Source organism: Rhodococcus globerulus (assembly GCF_019334125.1).
In the GTDB taxonomy this organism is placed as follows: domain Bacteria; phylum Actinomycetota; class Actinomycetes; order Mycobacteriales; family Mycobacteriaceae; genus Rhodococcus_F; species Rhodococcus_F globerula.
The window spans coordinates 3,360,763-3,378,572 of sequence record NZ_CP079698.1 but is presented as its reverse complement, the minus strand read 5'-3'; the positions used below and the strand labels follow the sequence as shown (position 1 = coordinate 3,378,572).

Genomic DNA, 17,810 nt, shown 5'->3' with positions numbered 1-17,810 from the left:
CTTCTCATGACAGAGACTGGTTCAGCAGTCGTGAAAACTGACGAGTCGCCGCTTCTGGTCGAGCGAGACGGACACGTCACGGTCTTGACACTCAATCGTCCGGAACGTCGCAATGCGATCAACCGAGCAATGCGAAAGGCGATCAAGAAAGAACTCTGGAAGGCCGACGCCGACGACGACGTCCGCGTCGTTGTCATCACCGGTGCCGGCACCTCGTTCTCCGCAGGAGTCGATCTCCCCGAGGCGCTTTCAGGCCCGTCTCCGCGAACAGAAGGTGCTACGCCGACACAGGTATTGAGAGGAATTTCGAAACCTGTCATCGCCGCTGTGAACGGACCGTGCTATACCGGCGGTTACGAACTCGTGGTGAGTTGCTCGTTCATCATTGCCTCGGACCTCGCGGAGTTCGCCGATACTCATGCGCAGATCGGCCTGCTCAACGGATGGGGCGGCAGCGCGATGCTCCCACGAATGGTGGGGTTGCCCGCAGCCGTACAGTTCATGCTCAGCGGGGAACCGATAGACGGTGCGACCGCAGCACGGATCGGGCTCGCGAATGAGGTTGTAGTGCATGACCAACTCATGGACCGCACCCTCGAGATTGCTCACAAGATCGCGGCCGGTCACCCTGGTGCGATCCAGCGAATGTTGCGTCTTCTCAAGGAAGGCGCAGGAGCATCCACGTCGCACGCCCTCGGTCTCGAAATCGAGGCGTCGGTGGGCTTCCGCACGAACGGTGCCGATGTCGGTGCTCGTTTCGGCAAGCGTCGCGCTGAAAAAGACTGATCCAGAGAAGTTTTCGAACCAAGCAAGGGGAGGTGGCCGCGGTGGAAATGGCTTCTACGGCAGTACTCGACGCGCATATCGGCGACTGGCGTGTTCGCCTGACCGCACTACTCGACGACTATCGGGCACGTACGCGTCCGGCTACGTCCCGGGCTCGATTCGAAGAGTCGGTGTCCTGGCAGAGTGAACTCGTCGACGCGGGTTTGGCGGCCCCCGGCTGGCCCGCCGAGGTCGGCGGAATGGAACTCCCACTCGAAGACCAGCTCGACTACTACCGGATGACATCGCAGGCCGGAGTTCCGAAGCATCCATGTGCTATGTCGATGATTGTGGCACCCACGATCATCGTCCACGGGACCCAAGAGCAAAAGGACCGTTTCCTCGATCCACTCTTACGTGCGGATGAACTCTGGTGCCAAGGCTTTTCCGAACCAGGCGCCGGAAGTGACCTCGCATCACTGTCCACCCGCGCAGTCCGTGACGGAGATGTCTATCGGGTGACAGGTCAGAAGATCTGGACAACGAAGGCCGACAAGGCCGATTGGATCTTTGCGCTTGTCCGGACCGGACCGGCCGGTCGAGGAACATCGGGCATCACCTACCTGTTGATCCCGATGAACTCACCGGGAATCGAGGTGCGACCCTTGCGCGATGCTGCCGGAGGCCACCATTTTGCCGAGGTCTTCCTCGACGACGTCGAGGTACCGGTTGCGAACCGCCTCGGGGTCGAAGGCGAGGGATGGTCCATCATGCGGACATCTCTCGGCCATGAACGCGCTACCGCCTTTCTCGCGGACGAGTTCCGTTACCGAGGGACCGTCGACAAAGTTGTCCGTCTGGCGATTGATCAGGGCTATGGAAGCGACCCACTGATTCGTCAGGAGCTTGCACAGCTCGAGACGTCGGTGCGGAGCATCGCGGCGAATAGCGCGAGGGCGCTTGATGCGGTACTGCGCGGTGAAGATCCAGGCGGTGTCGCGTCGATCAACAGGCTGGTCAAATCCGAATTCGAACAGCGTTTGCATTCGTTGGCGCTGCGGCTGACCGGGAACGCGGTCGTTCTCGGCGCGCGTTCGACCGGAGTGGTTGAAAATGGACGGTGGACTTTCGGATATCTGATGTCACGAGCAGCCACGATCGGCGCCGGAACCGCGGAGATCCAACGCAACACGATTGCGGAGGGCGTGCTCGGACTGCCGTCGCATCGAGGCGAAGGTCGGCGGATTCCCACGGTGACACCCGGCCGGCCGCTCATCACCCCGGAAGAGGACGAAGCAGCATTGCGTGAGGTCGTCGGTTCGATGGTGTCCTCCGGTGTAGAGACCGAGCGGCTTCTTGCCCGGGAAGTGGCACCCGCCGACTACGACATCGGGCTCTGGGACAATCTGGTCAGCTTCGGGCTACCCGGTTTGGCCGCACCGAGCTCTCTCGGTGGAGGGGACGCTTCACTGCGTCTGTTGTGCGTTGCCGTCGAGGAAGCCGCATACCATCTCGCGCCCGTGCCGCTGGTCCCCACGGCAATCGCTCTGGAGTTGCTCCTTGCGGTCGGGGCGCAGGACGCGGCCGAAGCTGTCATCGGTGGAGCGACTGCGGCCTTCGTCGCCGCGGTGGACGATCGTGGATGGGTTCGCGACGAGGGATTACCGGTGGTCGAGGGCGGCCGGCTGACCGGCACCGTGGAACGTGTCGTGGGTGCGCCGGTAGCCGATGTGCTGGTGGTGCTCGCGACTGATGCGGCTACCGGCGATCCGGTGCTCGCGACCATTACATCGGAGGAGTTCACAGCTACGACACAGAACCCGGTGGATCTGACTTCGACGGTAGGCATAGTTACGTTCGATCGGGCGGCGGCGACGACCGTGGCCTCTGGAACCGATGTAGTTCGTGCACTCGAGTCCGCAGGTCGTGTAGCCCGTTTGCTGGTTGCCGCGGACTCGGTCGGTGTTGCGAATCGGGCGCTCGCACTCGCAGTCGAGTGGGCAGGCCGGCGTGAACAGTTCGGTCATGCCATCGGTTCGTTCCAGGCGATCGCTCACAAATGCGCGGATCTGCTGGTCCTCGCGGAAGGCGCTCGAGCCCAGGTGCTCGAGGCTGCGGATCGTGATGCTGCTGATCCGGATGCTGCAACAGCTGCCGATCTTGCTGCGGCAGAGGCGTTGTCGGCGGCGGTGAAGGCAACCGAGGAATGTATCCAGATTCATGGTGGTATCGGTTTCACCTGGGAGCATCCATCGCATCTGCTCCTTCGGCGAGCAATGGCGAATGAGGCTTCGATCTGTCGGCCCGAGGTGCTGAGGGATCTCGCCGCCGGCGAGTTGATCGCCCGTCTGGGGTAATCAGCGTGATCAGTGTGATCCGGACATGACGAAGGCCGTGAACCCTGGGTGACCAGGCTTCACGGCCTTTTATTGCGTATGTGGTTGACCGGTATAAAGATTGGGAAACGTTCGATGGCGCAGGGGATCGGCGTTCAGAGCGGAAAGCGGAGCAGGCCCTCCTGCGTTGTACTTGCCACCAGCGTGCCTTTCCGGTCGAAAAGGCGGCCTGTGCTGATTCCGCGTCCGCCACCCATCCAGTATCCGTGCTGTTCGTATAGATGCCATTCGTCAGATCTGAACGGTGCGTGCAACCACACCGCGTGGTTCATGCTCGCCAGCTGGAGTCCGGGTGTGTCGATATGTCGGGCATGGGGAGGGAGGGTCGCCGAAAGCAGGAACAGGTCTGAGCAATATGCGAACCCCGCGGCATGGATCAGACGTTCGTCCCCCAGGGGTTCCAGCGTGCGAATCCACGCGCGTTGCCGCGGCGGTCCGTTCTCTCCTCGTCGGCAGGCGAGTCGTGGGTACTCTTCGGGAAAGCGGAACTCGATTCCGACGCCGGCCATCAATGGCGGGAGCCAATTCGCCTCGGCGGCTTCCGAAATGGTGAGGCTGTCCTGAAAGTGAGGTAGATCCTCCGGTAGCGGTGGTACAGGAGACGGCTCTATATCTTGATGTCGCAGTCCCTCTTCATCTCGTTGGAAAGATGCCGTAGCCAGGAGTAGCGTCCGTCCACCTTGAACGGCGCGTACGTGGCGGGTGGTGAAGCTCGCGCCATCGCGCACGCGCTCGACGTGGTAGTCCACTGGGAGATCGGACCTTCCCGGGTGGACGAAATTTGCGTGCAGTGAATGGGGGTGGTGCTCGTGCTCGATGGTACGGCCTGCCGCGAGGAGCGACTGTCCCAAGGTCTGTCCCCCATAGACGCGGCGGACACCAGTGTGTGATTCACCGCGAAAGCTGTTCGAATCGAGTTGCGCGAGTTCAAGGATCGAGCTGACCGGTGGACGGGAAAGGCTGGCTAGGGCGGGCGTCGCCAATGGATGAGGCATAGCTGAAAAGTATAACTAGGTAATCTTGAATCAGTATTGCGGGCGCGCCCGCGGCCGATTCGGCACGTCGACACGAATCAGCCACGGCAGGAGGGGGATTGGCGAATCAGGTCGCTGGAACTAGCGGGGTGCGAATCGCTGTCCGGCGTCCAGGCGCAGGGCCTGTCCATTGAGCATTGGATTGTCGACGACCGCGAGTGCGAGCTTGGCGTATTCCTCCGGTCGGCCCATTCGCTTCGGGAACGCCGCGTCCTCGACGAGAGGTGCGACCTGCTCGTCGGTGAACTTCGCGGTGGCGCCGGTGGCGAACAAGCTGGGTGCAATTGCGACGACGCGGATGCCCTGCGGTCCGAGGTCTCGTGCCATGACCAGTGCCATCGCGGCGATGCCGGCCTTTGCGGCGCTGTAGGCGACCTGGCCGATCTGACCCTCGAAGGCGGCGATGGAGGAGGTGTTGACGATGACTCCACGCTCCTCGTCCTCGGGGTCGTTGCTGGACATGTGGAAGGCCTGCAGCCGATTGAGGTTGAAGGTGGAAATCAAGTTGAGATCGATGATCTTTCGAAAGCTGTCGAGGTCGTGGGGGCCGTTGCGGCCGAGGGTCTTCTTCACGGATCCGCCACCGGCGGTGTTGACGGCGATGTGAAGTCCGCCCAGTTCGGTCACGGCGTTGCCGAGAGCTTGTTCGGCTCCCTCGAAATCAGTGATGTCGATCGGATGGAAGATGCCGCCGATGTCGGTGGCGATTTCTTTGCCGTCACTGGTCTCCCGATCGAGAATTGCGACCTTGGCTCCCGCCGCGGCGAGGGCTTCGGCCGTCGCCCGGCCCATGCCCGATGCGCCGCCTACCACTACGGCCTTCTTTCCGGTGATATTCATACGTCGTCCTTAATCGTGTAGGTGTTCGCCTGTGAAGGCTTGAGTTAACTTATAGTACTATCTAAACTATGTGACGCGCGCTACCTTTAGGGGGCATAGGTGCGTTGTCCGAAGAATTCTCAGTGGCCGTGCGCGGCCGAACTGCTTGTCCCCATGAACGGAGCAATCGTGATTCTCAAGGTCGGTCAATCGTTGGCCAGCAATGTCGACACCACCACACTGATCGTGGTTCGCTCTCCTCAGGGAGGTGACGTGACACTGACCTGCGGTGGGTCTGCGATGGAAGAGGGCAAGAAGCCCTCGGGAGACGGTTCCACGATCGATCCGGCGAACACCGGTGGCGCCGTGCTCGGCAAGCGGTACGTCGACGAGTCTTCGGGTTTGGAGGTGCTGTGCACCAAGTCCGGTCAGGGGCAGCTCGCATTGGACGGGGTCGCGCTTGTGCTCAAGACCGCAAAGCCGCTTCCGTCCTCCGACTAGCAGTCTGCTTTTCGGCCAAGTAGTGCGTACCCAGAACGAAGACGAGTGGAGTGACGGATGAATATTTCGATGCTGCTGGACATGGCGGTCGATGGTTTCGGCGACCGCGTTGTCATCGGATCGAAAGACGCGGGCATCTCCGCGACGAGGTTGAACGAACTGGCAGTGGCCGGCGCAGACATGATCCGGAAATCGGGTGCTGATGCAGTGGTGTATCTGGCAGTCAACGGTCCGGCTTTTCCGGTCGCGATGTTTGCCGCTGCGCGCGCAGGCGTGCCGCTGGTTCCGGTCAACTACCGTTTGGGTCGCGAGCAGCTCGATTCACTTCTGTCGAATCATCCCCGAGCGCTGGGTATCGCTGACCCGAACCAGGCTGCCGTTCTGGCGAGTGCCGGACTGAGTGTGCATACGCCGGAAGAGTGGATGCGCTTGCTCTCGGGTTCGGACGTGACGACGGCCGATGAGGAGGAGGCTCTCGATGACGACGGCCCGGCGGTCGTCATCTATACCTCCGGCACGACCTCCGCGCCGAAAGGCGTGCTTCTTCGCCACGAGAATCTGTCGTCGTACGTGTTCGGATCGGTCGAATTTGCAAGCGCGGAGGATGCGGACGCGGCCTTGGTCAGTGTTCCGCCCTATCATATTGCGGCAGTAGCGAATGTGATCACGAATCTCTACGCCGGTCGTCGAACGATGGTCCTCGAGCAGTTCACGCCGGAGCAGTGGCTCGATACGGTTCGCAGTGAAGGCGTCACAAACGCTCTCGTGGTTCCCACGATGTTGGCCCGAATTGTGGATTCCGATGCGACAAAGGATATTCCGTCCTTGCGGGGCCTTGCATACGGCGGAGCGCCGATGCCCACTCGGGTTATCGAGCGAGCGCTGCAATTGTGGCCCGAGATCGGTTTTGTCAATGCTTATGGATTGACCGAGACCAGCTCGACCATCGCAGTTCTCGGCCCTGATGATCATCGAACAGCGATTGTCGGCGATGACGAAAAGGCCAGGGCACGACTTGGTTCGGTGGGTCGTCCGGTCCCCGGGGTCGAGATCGAGATTCGCGGAGACGATGAAACGGTCTTGGGGGCAGGAGAAGTGGGCCGAATCTGTGTGGCCGGTGACCAGGTGTCGGCAGAGTATGCAGGAGTTGGTCGGATGGTTGACGGCCGCGGCTTCTTCGATACGCGGGACAAAGGATATCTCGACGACGAGGGCTATCTTTTTGTCGGAGGTCGTGTGGACGACACCATTATTCGAGGCGCGGAGAACATCGCTCCCGCCGAGATCGAAGATGTGATTCTGCGGCACCCGGCCGTGCTGGATGTTGCCGTCGTCGGGATGCCGGACGAAGAGTGGGGGCAGCGAATCGAGGCGGCGGTTGTGCTTCGTCCGGGCGAGGGCGCCGATGTGGACGAATTGCGCGCCTTTGTGCGCGAGAAGTTGCGCAGTAGCAAGACACCTGAGCGAATCGTGTACTGGGACGAACTCCCGCGCACGGAGACGGGCAAGCTTGTCCGACGACATGTGGTCGAACGGCTCGGTACGCAGGTAGCACCTATCTGATCTGGTTACGTTCAGCTGCAGTCGATTTCGACTTCGCATCTTGGTTCGTGCCAACATCCGATCCTTGGAATCTCTTACATATATTACTAAGTTGACCTACTATTGGGTGGGGTCGAGTTGGATCATGCCGCTCGCCCAGTTGGCGTATCGGCATAGACATCATTTGCGCCCTATCGATCACGGAGGAATTCCATGAGCACATCGGAGATCACGGAAGCCGAACCCGAGGTTTACAGCTTCCTCGAGGACGACATTCAGCGGGCCCGGGACCTGGTCGGCATTTACCACGCCGTCACCCAGCGCGAGCAGTTCAGCCGGGTCACGCCGGACGTGGTGCGCAACTTCGCCCGCAGTTACGGAGACGACAATCCGTTGTTCGTCGATGAAGAATATGGACGTGACACACGCTGGGGTGGCCAGATTGCACCGCCGATGATCAACATCGGACTGCGCAAGGAACTGCTCGCAGATCGTGTCCCGCGCGAACAGCGTCGCCCGGCCTTCCGTGGTATCCACGTGTTTGTCTCCGGCAGCACAACCGACTGGTACCGACCTGTGTACGACGGTGACACCGTCTACTCGTTCCACGGCTTCGAGAAGGTTGAGCTCAAAGAGTCCGAATTCGCGGGCCGATCGCTACTCGTCACGCGTATTCACGTGCAGTTCAACCAGCGCGCAGAGGTCGTGCAGGCGCAGCGCGTGCTCACGATCCACACGGAGCGGCACGAGTCGAAGAAGCGAAAGAAGTATGACGCAATCGAGCCTGCGACATACACGCCCGAGGACATTGCGAAGATCGACGAGATCTACGCGGCCGAGAAGCCTCGAGGTGCAGAGCCTCGATACTGGGACGACGTACAGGTCGGCGAGAGCCTCGACCAGATGGCAAAGGGCCCGCTGACAGCTACCGACATGATGGTCTTCCATTCCGGTGGTTACGGTTTCGCGCCTTATACGCCGTCGGCCTCGCGCCTGACATACAAGAATCGGCAGCGCATCGCCCCGTTCTACATTCCCAACGAACAGGGCGTTCCTGATGTGGCGCAACGCATCCATTGGGATAGTGAGTACGCCCGCTCCATCGGCCTTCCGGCTGCATACGACTATGGAATGATGCGTGACTGCTGGCTGACGCACGTCCTGACCGACTGGATCGGTGACGGAGGCTGGATCGAGACGATGTCCAGTCAGATGCGTAAGTTCAACTACCTCGGTGATACCCACATCTTCACTGGAGAGGTTGTGGGGAAGAGAATAGAAGGCGACCGACACCTGATCGACATCGAACTCCGGGGAACAAGTCAGCGCGGCGAGGTGACCTGTCCGGCTACAGCGACGGTGTCGCTGCCGAGTCGGGAGTCCGACCTTGCCGTTCTCCCGACCGCGCCGGCGGAGTGGGAGCGGATTGCCGCGCAGATGCTCAAGCGCAACGGTGAGTTGCGTGCGCAGGCACGTTCTGGCTCGAAGGCTTGAGCAACCGCGCCGATCCGCTCACGTGCCGGCGAGTCGGGTAGCTCGGTGGCTGAGAAATTTCGTTACGGTGTGTCCCTAACTTCAGGAGGACCTGTGGACTTGAGCAGTTTGACGACGGTGATCGCAGAGCAGAACGATCATGTTCTGACGATTACGTTGAACCGCCCCGATCGGATGAATTCGTTCACCAATGTCATGCGGAGCGAGTTCCGTTCGCTGTGGCACTACGCGGCGGAGACGGACGACGTCCATGTTGTGGTCCTGCGGGCAAACGGGGATCGCGCATTCAGCACCGGGATGGACGTCAAGGAAGGGACGTACGTCGCCGAGAACGTATTCACCCGCCGAGACCCGGGCGCTGACCTGTCACCGAAGCAGAACGGGTGCTGGAAGCCTTTGGTCTGTGCAGTGCATGGCATGGTCGCGGGCGGTGCGCTGTACTGGATCAATGAGGCGGACATCATCATTGCAAGTGATGATGCGCAATTCTTCGACCCGCACGTTTCTTACGGCCTGGTCGCGGCGCTCGAGCCGATCGGGTTGGCGCACCGCATCCCGATCGGGGAGGTGCTGCGCATGGTTCTGCTCGGTCTCGACGAGCGGATGTCCGCGGAGCGTGCCCGCGAGATCGGACTGGTCAGTGAGATCGTGTCGCGCAGTGATCTGTGGGACCGCGCGCAGGATCTTGCCGGCCGGATCGCGGCCAAGCCGGCGGCCGCGATCCAGGGAAGTATTCGTGCGATCTGGGAGTCGAAGGACTCGACTCGTTCGCACGCACTCGCCACGGCGATGTCGTACACATCGTTGGGCAATCCGATCGGCAAGGCTCAGGTCAGCCGATCAGAGGTGCCTACGCGAAAGTACGAGGTTCGATGACCGCCGCGTTGGCGCACTGCGCCGGCACAATGCGCAAAGGGAGCTGAGATGGACTACGGCATGACTGCCGAACTCGAGGATTTCCGCGCCGAGGTGCGGGCATTCGTGAAGGCCAACGCGCCTGCGATCGCGCCCAAGGCGGGGGTGCGCACGGCAGAGGATGCGGAAGAGCTTGCGTTACTGAAGGACTGGACACGAAAGCTCTTCGATGCTGGATACGTGGGTGAGTCGTGGCCGGAACGTTTCGGGGGGCAAGGTAATCCGGAATCGATGGAACGCGAGGTGATTGTGGGGGAAGAGTTGGCTCGCGGCCGCACCCCCGCCGCGGTTCAGGGGGCCTCCAAACTTGTCTCGAACGCACTGCTCGACTATGGAACCGAGGAACAGCGAAAGGCGTTCCTGCCCGGCATTCGTTCCGGTGAGCTGATCTTCTGTCAACTTTTCAGCGAGCCGAGTTCCGGTAGCGACCTGGCTTCACTGCGTACGAAGGCGATACGTACCGACGACGGCGGGTTCCGGATCAGCGGACAGAAGGTCTGGACGACCAACGGTCAGTGGGCTGATTACGGCTATCTGCTGGCGCGTACGGATCCGGAAGCGTCGAAGCATCGGGGGATCAGTGCTTTCATCATTGATATGCGATTGCCGGGCGTGGAGGTGCGCCCCCTCCGCGAGATGACTGGCACTTCGGACTTCAATGAGGTGTTTCTCGACAATGTCGAGGTAGGTCCCGATGCTCTGATCGGTGATCTGAACCAGGGTTGGGTGATTGCCAATTCCAGTCTTGGACATGAACGCAGCGCAGTCGCAGCCAGCGCAGCCCGGCTGCAGCAGAATGTTTCCGCTCTCGTCGATCTCGCCAAGAAGGTGACGAGGAACGGACGTCCCGCTATCGAAGACGGCGCCGTACTGGACAAGCTCGGTCAGTTGACTGCGTCGGTCGAAGCGCTCTCGGCGATGGTGTACGCCAACGTAAGTCGGTGGTCACGGAAGACAGAACGGGTCTTCGACGGCCCGATGGCAAAACTGTTCTTCAGCGAATTGGGAGTCGAGATCGCGCGATTCGCGCTCGAGCTCAGTGGTGAGGCCGGCGTTCTTGTCGAGCGCGACCCGAATGCAATCGATTGTGGGCGTTGGCAAGACGAATTCCTGTATGCCCGCGCTTATACGATCGCGGGCGGAAGTTCCGAGATCATGCGCAACATTATCGCGGAACGTGGATTGTCAATGCCGCGCTGACGCAGGGATTTACATAGCCGGCGCCGCCGATTTCAGGATGTGCATCGCTCCGGCAAGGGGAGACTCGTGATATTCGAGTCTCCCCTTTTTTGTTCGGAGCCATCACCGAAGAAATAAAAGAATTGACCTAGTTAACTATGTGATCTATCTTATAGTTACACGCGTTCTATCGGCGCGATCGGATGCCGGGTGGCGCCTTATGGGCGGGCCGGGGGAGCAATGGCTTCCTCGTCGGCAGAACTGGAGGCAGTCAATGGCGGGAATCAGAGACGGGTTGGGTGCTCTGTGGTTGGCACCCGATGGCGCGAACATGATCCAGCAGGATGGTCGATGGGTCACATGGGGTGAGGTTCGCGTCCTCGCTGAACGTATCGACGAGCAACTCAGCCGGGTGGGATGCGACGAGGGTTCTCGTGTCGGCGTTGTTCTGGGAAACAGGATGGAGTCCGTCGCGGCCCTCGTGGCCATCCTCGGCAAAGGGCGAACAATCGTCACGCTGAACCCGATGCAGCCGGCTGCACGTCTGTCATCGGACCTGGTGAGTTCCAAACCGCAGGTCGTTCTCGGCCCCTCGAGTGTCTGGAAGGAGACTGAATTCTTTTCGGCTGCTGAGGATTCGGGAATTGTGGGCTTCGCTGTAGATGGCGTCGAGCTCCGACAATGCAGTGGCGGATCCTCGGCAACGATCGAAGCCCTGCACACCGAGGAGCATCCGGTGGCGGTGGAAATGTTCACCTCTGGAACAACAGGACCTCCGAAACGGGTCCCGCTGACATGGCGCCAGCTCGATTCCGCGATGTCAGCGGTGCACGGCCATACCGGTGCGGCCGGCCCTGAACGCGACCCGCTCACCGGACGGGTGTCATTGGTGTTCTTGGCGATGGTTCACATCGGCGGCCTGTGGGCAGTTCTGCAGGCGCTCACCGAAGCTCGACCCTTTGTCCTACTCTCGCGATTCACCGTAGACGGGTGGGTTACCGCGGTATCCGAGCATCAACTGCGGGTCGCCAGCTTGCCCCCGGCGGCAATGCGATCGGTACTCAGTGCCGATATCCCGGCAGAGAAGCTGTCGAGCTTGCGTGCGGTGACGGCAGGCACGACCTACGTCGGCCCGGATCTGGCCGAGGAGTTCACGCACCGGTACGGCGTGCCCGTATTGATCATGTACGGTGCCACCGAGTTTTCCGGTGCCATCGCCGGATGGACCAAGCCGCTGCATACCGAATGGTGGGCGCGCAAGCGTGGCAGCGTCGGGCGGCCGTTTCCGGGCGTGCATCTGCAGACTGTCGACGACAACGGAGAGGTCCTGCCGGTCAACGAGACCGGAAAGCTCGAAGTGCGGGCGGGTCAGACCGGTAAAGGTGCGAACGGTTGGCTGCGTACCAGCGATCTCGCGCACATCGACGAGGACGGATTCCTGTATATCGACGGTCGAGCTGACGACGCAATTGTCCGGGGCGGCTTCAAAGTTCACCCGGAGGTCGTTTCGAACGCCTTGCGTGCGCATCCGTCGATCCTCGACGCGAGTGTGTACGGGAAAGCTGACGATCGGCTAGGACAGGTGCCGGTCGCTGTTGTCGAGCTTGTGGACGGTGCGATTCCTTTGGTCGAGGACGAAGTGAAGACATTCCTCCGTGGCCAGTTGACCGGTTACGAGGTGCCCGTCGATATCCACACCGTCGACGAACTTCCGCGGGGAGTATCACTCAAGATCGATCGTCGCCGACTGCTGGAGTTGGTGGCAGATCTCGAAGCTGCCCGAGTTTGACGCAGGCGATCGTTAAACGCCTTTTCGAATCGCTCGTGGTACCACTCAAACGAATTCGGGCTGCTGCCCGGTAATGCAAGGAGTACAACATGACTGCAGTCATCGTAGAAGCAGTGCGCACCCCGGTCGGCCGACGCAACGGCGGATTGTCGAGCGTTCATCCGGCCGATCTGTCGGCCGTAGTTCTCAATGCGTTGGTCGAGCGCGCCGGTATCGACCCTTCAATTGTCGAGGATGTCATCTGGGGTTGCGTCCAGCAGGTCGGAGACCAGGCCAACGACGTTGCTCGCAATGCGGTGCTGGCCGCCGGCTGGCCTGAATCCGTTCCGGGGGTGACGGTCGACCGTCAGTGCGGTTCGTCGCAGCAGGCGCTCAACTTTGCCGTCGCCAGTGTTGCAGCGGGACACTACGACGTTGTCGTTGCCGGTGGTGTCGAGTCGATGTCCCGAGTGCCGATGGGGTCCGCGGGAACCTTCGAGGGGAGCCCGTACAGCCCGGCTTACATGGAGCGCTACAACGGAGTCAAGCCGAACCAGGGCGTTGGTGCAGAGGCGATCGCGGAGAAGTGGGGTCTGACGCGAAATGACCTGGACACGTTCGCAGTTCAGTCACATGAACGTGCAGCAGCTGCTCAGGATGCAGGGCTGTTCGACCACCAGATCGTTTCGGTGACGACGCCGGACGGCACCGTGGTCTCGCGAGATGAGGGAATCCGTCGCGGCTCTTCTGTCGAATCACTCGGAAAGCTCAAGACGGTCTTCAAGGAAGACGGTGTCATCCATGCGGGTAACGCGTCACAGATCTCGGACGGCGCGTCGGCGCTGCTGATCATGAGCGAAGAGGCCGCTGCGCGGTACGGGGTGACTCCGATAGCGAAGATTCACTCGGTCGCTGTTGTCGGAGACGACCCGATCATCATGCTCACAGCTCCGATCCCGGCCACGAAGAAGGTGCTCGAGAAAGCTGGTCTGACTGTCGACGATATCGGTGTCTTCGAAGTCAACGAAGCTTTCGCGAGCGTGCCACTTGCGTGGCTGGCAGAGGTCGGAGCGGACCCCGCGCGGGTCAACCCCAACGGAGGTGCAATTGCTCTCGGGCATCCCCTCGGTGGATCGGGCGGACGAATTCTGACGGACATGCTGCATCACATGCTTCGCAACAACATCCAATACGGCTTGCAGACGATGTGCGAGGGCGGCGGACAAGCCAACGCCACCATCCTCGAGCTCGTGAACGCGCGCTGAAACCCGATCCAGCACAAGGAGGAGACAACAATGAGCGAAACGAACGAACCCGCGGTTCTCGTAGAGCGAGTGGGCAATGTCATGGTGATTACGATCAACCGTCCGTCAGCACGTAACGCGGTGAACTCCGCAGTAAGTGCGGGCGTCGGCGGAGCATTGGACGAAGCTGCCGCGGACCCCGATGTGCGTGCGATTGTTCTGACAGGAGCAGGGGAGAAGTCCTTCTGTGCGGGTGCTGACCTCAAGGCTATTTCGAGAGGTGAATCGGTGTACGCGCCGAATAATCGGGAATGGGGATTTGCCGGTTTCGTCAACAAGTACACCGACAAGCCCACGATTGCCGCGGTTAACGGAACGGCACTGGGCGGTGGCACGGAGTTGGCGATGTCCGCGGATCTCATCGTTGCGGCCGAAAATGCAACCTTCGGTTTGCCCGAGGTCAAGCGTGGGCTTATTGCGGGCGCTGGTGGTGTCTTCAGGTTGCCTGAACAGATGCCGCAGCGACTGGCAATGGAAATGATCTTTACCGGCGATCCGATCAGTGCCGCCCGCGCACTCGAGGTCGGTCTGATCAACCAGGTTGTGCCCGAGGGGCAGGTTGTCAGTGCGGCTGTCGAACTGGCACAGCGGATTGCGGTCAACGCGCCGTTGTCGGTGCAAGCCAGTAAGCGCGTCGCTTACGGTGTCGTGGACTCGATCCGCGTCGAGGAGGCTGACCGGTGGGTTTTGTCGGCCGCCGAGTGGGATCAGCTCGCAACTAGTGAGGACTCCAAGGAGGGGCCTCGCGCGTTTGCGGAAAAGCGCGAGCCGGTCTGGAAAGCACGCTGAACCGAGTTCTCTGATTATTCCGAAACGACCCGGGTTGCACTTACTCAAATGCAATCCGGGTCGTTTTGTGTTGGCTTGCTGCCTCGTAGTCTTGGTTCGGCTCAGACGTTGACGAGGCGGCGACGGTGGTAGCTCACCGAACCGTCGAGTAGCTCGTCGACTTTGATTCGGCGGATGAGTAGATGCAGGTCGTGCTCCCAGGTGAATCCGATTCCGCCGTGTACTTGCAGCGCCGTCTGAGCGGCGGAGCTGGTTCCCTCACCGGTGAACGCTGCGGCCGCCGCGACGGCCCGAGCGCGGACACCGGGGTCGTCCCCGTCGAGAGCCACAGCCGCGGCCCACAATGCCGCGCGCGATGCCTCGATTGACAGGGCCATATTTGCGCAATGGTGTTTAACGGACTGGAAGCTTCCGATCGGTTGCCCGAACTGCGTGCGTTGCCCTGCGTATTCGACCGTGAGGGCGAGGAGTGCTTCTGCGGCGCCGAGCGCGTCGACGGCTCGGAAGGTTGCCAACTGATCACGAACGAAACCCACTGTGCCGCTGGATAGCAGCGTCCACTCGCCGGCTTCGAAGGTGAGATCAATCTCGGCTACCGCCCATGACCGCGTTACATCCAGAGTTTCGAGGACACGCGTGCTGACGGCTGCGATGTCCACTACTGCGGCGACCTCGGCGCCGTCGATAGTGGATGTGACGAGAAGGAGTCGGTGGGCGTCTATCAGGCCCGTTATCGGAGCCGTAGTTCCCTGTACTCGAAGTGATGTCCCTTCGACTGTGGCATGCAGCGCGGAGTTTTCGGGTGAGCTGAGCGCCGGCACGACCAAGGACGCCCCGTCAGTGGTCTCGTCGAGGGCCTGGTGGCCGATTTGTTCGAGTAAGCGGGCCGCCGCAGCCAACTCGGCCACGGGTACGGGGCTTCCTGCGCGGCCGTGCTCCTCTGCCAGCACCAGCAGATCGACGTGCGTGCCACCCATCTCTGTTGTGAGAAGACCGATCAGACCCGACTCGGCAAGACGGCGAAGGCGTGCCGGCGAAACTCGCGCCGGAGCATCGTCTATCAACGGGCGGCGTTCCATGAGGGGTGAGTTCTTCACCAACCAGGCCCGTTCGGCCTCCGCTAGGGCTACCTGCTCGTCACTCAGCGCGAAGTCCATGGCTCTCCTCTATAAGTCGTATTTCTTGACATAGTTAACCATGTCATCTACCTTTTCGGTAGTGACGCCAAGGAGTGCGTCTGCATCGAGAGTCCACTTCCTTCCTTCGTTGTCTGGTCTGGCGTCGAGTGGTCGTCGCTGCATCCGTGTGGCTCGCTCAGGATAGTGTGCACCACTTATTCGGCGGTCGCGCTGAGCGGCCTGAAACCTCCTCGGAAAATCAAACGTCACACTTTGGCGTAGTTGTCTCTGCGTCTTCACGTTATCCAGATAACTTAGTTATGTAAGAAGAGATGGGAGTGCGACGGTGGAATTCCTGCGTGTCGAACGTCGCGACGGTGTCGTAACGGTTGTGATGTCGCGTCCGGAGAAGAAGAACGCGGCGAATTTGGAGATGTGGCGCGAACTGGCCGAGACGTTCACCAGTGTCGAGCATTCACATACCGACCGCGTGTTGGTGCTGACGGGAGACGGCGGCGACTTTTGTTCCGGCGCCGATCTGGCAAGTGTGAACGGTGATCCTCTCGACTTCATGTCCGATGCGAGTGATGCGGCACGCGCGTTGCACGCGTTGACAATTCCGACGATCGCCAAGGTGGACGGTGTCGCCGTCGGCGCGGGGTGGAACCTCGCGCTGGGCTGTGATCTGGTGGTTGCCAGCGATCGAGCTCGGTTCTCGCAGATCTTCGTTCGTCGTGCGCTCTCCGTCGACATGGGCGGTTCCTGGTTACTCCCAAGGTTGGTCGGAATTCAGAAGGCGAAGGAAATCGCTTTTTTCGGTGACATGTATTCCGCGGCGGAGGCAGCAGAAATGGGTTTGGTCACGCGGCTGGTGCCGGTAGCCGACCTCGACGCAACTGTGGACGAGATGGCCGAGCGGCTCGCTGCGGGACCCGCGCGTGCGCTCTCCCTGACAAAACAGCTTCTCGATGCGTCTGCAGACGGGGGGAGTCTGGAGTCTGCATTGAGGTTGGAAGCACAGGCTCAGGGCAACAACATCACGGGTGGCGATGCGGCTGAAGCGAAGGCGGCGTTCCTCGGGAAGCGGGCGCCGGTATTCCGCTGAGACTGTTCGAGGGTTATCCGATGCCGCCCCAACATCTTTCATGAAACAGGTCAACTAGCGTGACCGTGCGTCGCGCAGATCGTCACGACAGCGAGGCGTGTTCTAGTACGGGCGGTCGCCGGAGATAGTGACTCGATGCATTTCGCGAACGCCTTCGCCGGTGTCGTGGCACGCGTAGTGCTGAGTGGTGCGGTTGTCCCAGAACGCGACTGATCCCTCTCTCCAACTGAACCGGCACTGGTACTCAGGCTTTGTCGCCTGCCGGTACAGGAATTGGAGGAGAGAGTCGCTCTCGCGAAGGTCCATGCCGACGATTCGGGTCGTGAAAATTTCGTTGACGTAGAGCAAAGGTGCTCCGGTGTCCGGATTGGTTCGCACAACCGGATGCTCGACGGGCGGAAAGCGTTTGGCCATAGCTGCGCGATCTTCTGGCGCCAGTCCTGGTCCGAAGGCTCGGTCGAAGTCGTGGATTGCGCGTAGTGGCCGCAGTGCTCCCTGCATCTGGGGGCTCAGACCCGCGAATGCTGCTTCCATGTCTGCCCATAGGGTGTCACCGCCGACGGGGGGAATTTCGACGGCGCGCAAGATCGAGCCGAATGACGGATGCTCACGCCAACTGACATCGGAGTGCCAATAGTCCTCGCCGTACGGGAAATTCGCGCGTGCAGTAGCGACATCCGGTGCCCTCCGGAGCGTCATCAACTCGGATCGATCGGCAGTGGCCACGGGATGTGCTTCGAGCGTGCCGAACAGGCGACCGAAGTCGAGGTGCTTGTCAGGGGTCATGCGTGTCTGATCGCGAAAAAAGAGAACCTTGAATTCGACCAGCGCTTTCCTTAGTTCGGCGACTATTTCTGGACGGAGGGTTCCGTCGAGTTCGACGCCGTGAACTTCTGCGCCGATGCGGCTGCTGAGAGGGCGAACATGGATCATGAGACCTCGTTTCCGGGTTGAGTGGAGACGGCGCATGCATTCGATTTGTCGAATACGAACGTAGGATTGCGTTGCAATCAAACAACTGTTTTAAACTAAATCACATGCCTTACTGCAGGGTCAATGGTTGAGAGGAGGGGCGTGAGAG

The 17,810-nt window shown here is 60.8% G+C and carries 15 protein-coding genes; 11 read left to right on the top strand and 4 right to left on the bottom strand.

The window, feature by feature from the left end:
* Nucleotides 1-6 precede the first annotated feature (6 nt).
* Nucleotides 7-786 carry an enoyl-CoA hydratase-related protein gene (locus KYT97_RS15265; RefSeq protein ID WP_051730737.1) on the top strand — a complete coding sequence of 260 codons (780 nt, stop codon included), beginning with the start codon at nt 7-9 and terminating at the stop codon, nt 784-786.
* Between the two features lie 47 nt (nt 787-833).
* Nucleotides 834-3,122: an acyl-CoA dehydrogenase family protein gene (locus KYT97_RS15260; protein ID WP_172937874.1), complete on the top strand. Its 2,289-nt coding sequence runs from the start codon at nt 834-836 to the stop codon at nt 3,120-3,122.
* Between the two features lie 134 nt (nt 3,123-3,256).
* Here KYT97_RS15260 and KYT97_RS15255 read toward each other — a convergent pair whose 3' ends face one another.
* The gene (locus KYT97_RS15255; protein WP_092803950.1) at nt 3,257-4,156 is read right to left on the bottom strand and encodes an acyl-CoA thioesterase; all 900 of its coding nucleotides are present in this window, start codon (nt 4,154-4,156) and stop codon (nt 3,257-3,259) included.
* A gap of 120 nt (nt 4,157-4,276) precedes the next feature.
* Nucleotides 4,277-5,035, bottom strand: a complete 759-nt coding sequence (locus tag KYT97_RS15250) for an SDR family NAD(P)-dependent oxidoreductase (protein ID WP_033236774.1) — start codon at nt 5,033-5,035, stop codon at nt 4,277-4,279.
* Nucleotides 5,036-5,203: 168 nt separating this feature from the next.
* Here KYT97_RS15250 and KYT97_RS15245 point away from each other — a divergent pair, with 168 nt between their 5' ends.
* The 8 genes from KYT97_RS15245 (at nt 5,204) to KYT97_RS15210 (ending at nt 14,506) form a co-directional block, all read left to right on the top strand.
* Nucleotides 5,204-5,515 (top strand): hypothetical protein, encoded by a 312-nt coding sequence (locus KYT97_RS15245; protein ID WP_092805089.1) that lies wholly within the window; start codon nt 5,204-5,206, stop codon nt 5,513-5,515.
* Between the two features lie 57 nt (nt 5,516-5,572).
* Nucleotides 5,573-7,078, top strand: coding sequence for a class I adenylate-forming enzyme family protein (locus KYT97_RS15240; RefSeq protein WP_092803947.1), 1,506 nt, complete (start codon nt 5,573-5,575; stop codon nt 7,076-7,078).
* A gap of 192 nt (nt 7,079-7,270) precedes the next feature.
* Entirely contained in the window at nt 7,271-8,551 is a 1,281-nt protein-coding gene (locus KYT97_RS15235; protein ID WP_033236777.1) for an FAS1-like dehydratase domain-containing protein, read from the top strand.
* Between the two features lie 93 nt (nt 8,552-8,644).
* On the top strand, nt 8,645-9,427 hold the full coding sequence (locus KYT97_RS15230; RefSeq protein ID WP_172937870.1) for an enoyl-CoA hydratase/isomerase family protein: 783 nt from the start codon (nt 8,645-8,647) through the stop codon (nt 9,425-9,427).
* 48 nt (nt 9,428-9,475) lie between these two features.
* Nucleotides 9,476-10,666 carry an acyl-CoA dehydrogenase family protein gene (locus KYT97_RS15225; RefSeq protein ID WP_033236778.1) on the top strand — a complete coding sequence of 397 codons (1,191 nt, stop codon included), beginning with the start codon at nt 9,476-9,478 and terminating at the stop codon, nt 10,664-10,666.
* A gap of 253 nt (nt 10,667-10,919) precedes the next feature.
* Nucleotides 10,920-12,434, top strand: coding sequence for a class I adenylate-forming enzyme family protein (locus KYT97_RS15220; protein ID WP_219112744.1), 1,515 nt, complete (start codon nt 10,920-10,922; stop codon nt 12,432-12,434).
* Between the two features lie 89 nt (nt 12,435-12,523).
* Nucleotides 12,524-13,678, top strand: coding sequence for a thiolase family protein (locus KYT97_RS15215; protein WP_033236780.1), 1,155 nt, complete (start codon nt 12,524-12,526; stop codon nt 13,676-13,678).
* A 30-nt stretch (nt 13,679-13,708) separates the two neighbouring features.
* Nucleotides 13,709-14,506: a crotonase/enoyl-CoA hydratase family protein gene (locus KYT97_RS15210; RefSeq protein ID WP_033236781.1), complete on the top strand. Its 798-nt coding sequence runs from the start codon at nt 13,709-13,711 to the stop codon at nt 14,504-14,506.
* Nucleotides 14,507-14,607: 101 nt separating this feature from the next.
* On the opposite strand, the gene KYT97_RS15205 is transcribed toward KYT97_RS15210, so the two are convergent.
* Nucleotides 14,608-15,663, bottom strand: coding sequence for an acyl-CoA dehydrogenase family protein (locus KYT97_RS15205; RefSeq protein ID WP_033236782.1), 1,056 nt, complete (start codon nt 15,661-15,663; stop codon nt 14,608-14,610).
* A gap of 307 nt (nt 15,664-15,970) precedes the next feature.
* On the opposite strand from KYT97_RS15205, the gene KYT97_RS15200 reads away from it, so the two are divergent.
* Nucleotides 15,971-16,729 (top strand): enoyl-CoA hydratase/isomerase family protein, encoded by a 759-nt coding sequence (locus KYT97_RS15200; protein WP_233364777.1) that lies wholly within the window; start codon nt 15,971-15,973, stop codon nt 16,727-16,729.
* 102 nt (nt 16,730-16,831) lie between these two features.
* On the opposite strand, the gene KYT97_RS15195 is transcribed toward KYT97_RS15200, so the two are convergent.
* Complete coding sequence (locus tag KYT97_RS15195) at nt 16,832-17,662, bottom strand: TauD/TfdA dioxygenase family protein (RefSeq protein WP_033236784.1); 831 nt, start codon at nt 17,660-17,662, stop codon at nt 16,832-16,834.
* Nucleotides 17,663-17,810 lie beyond the last annotated feature (148 nt).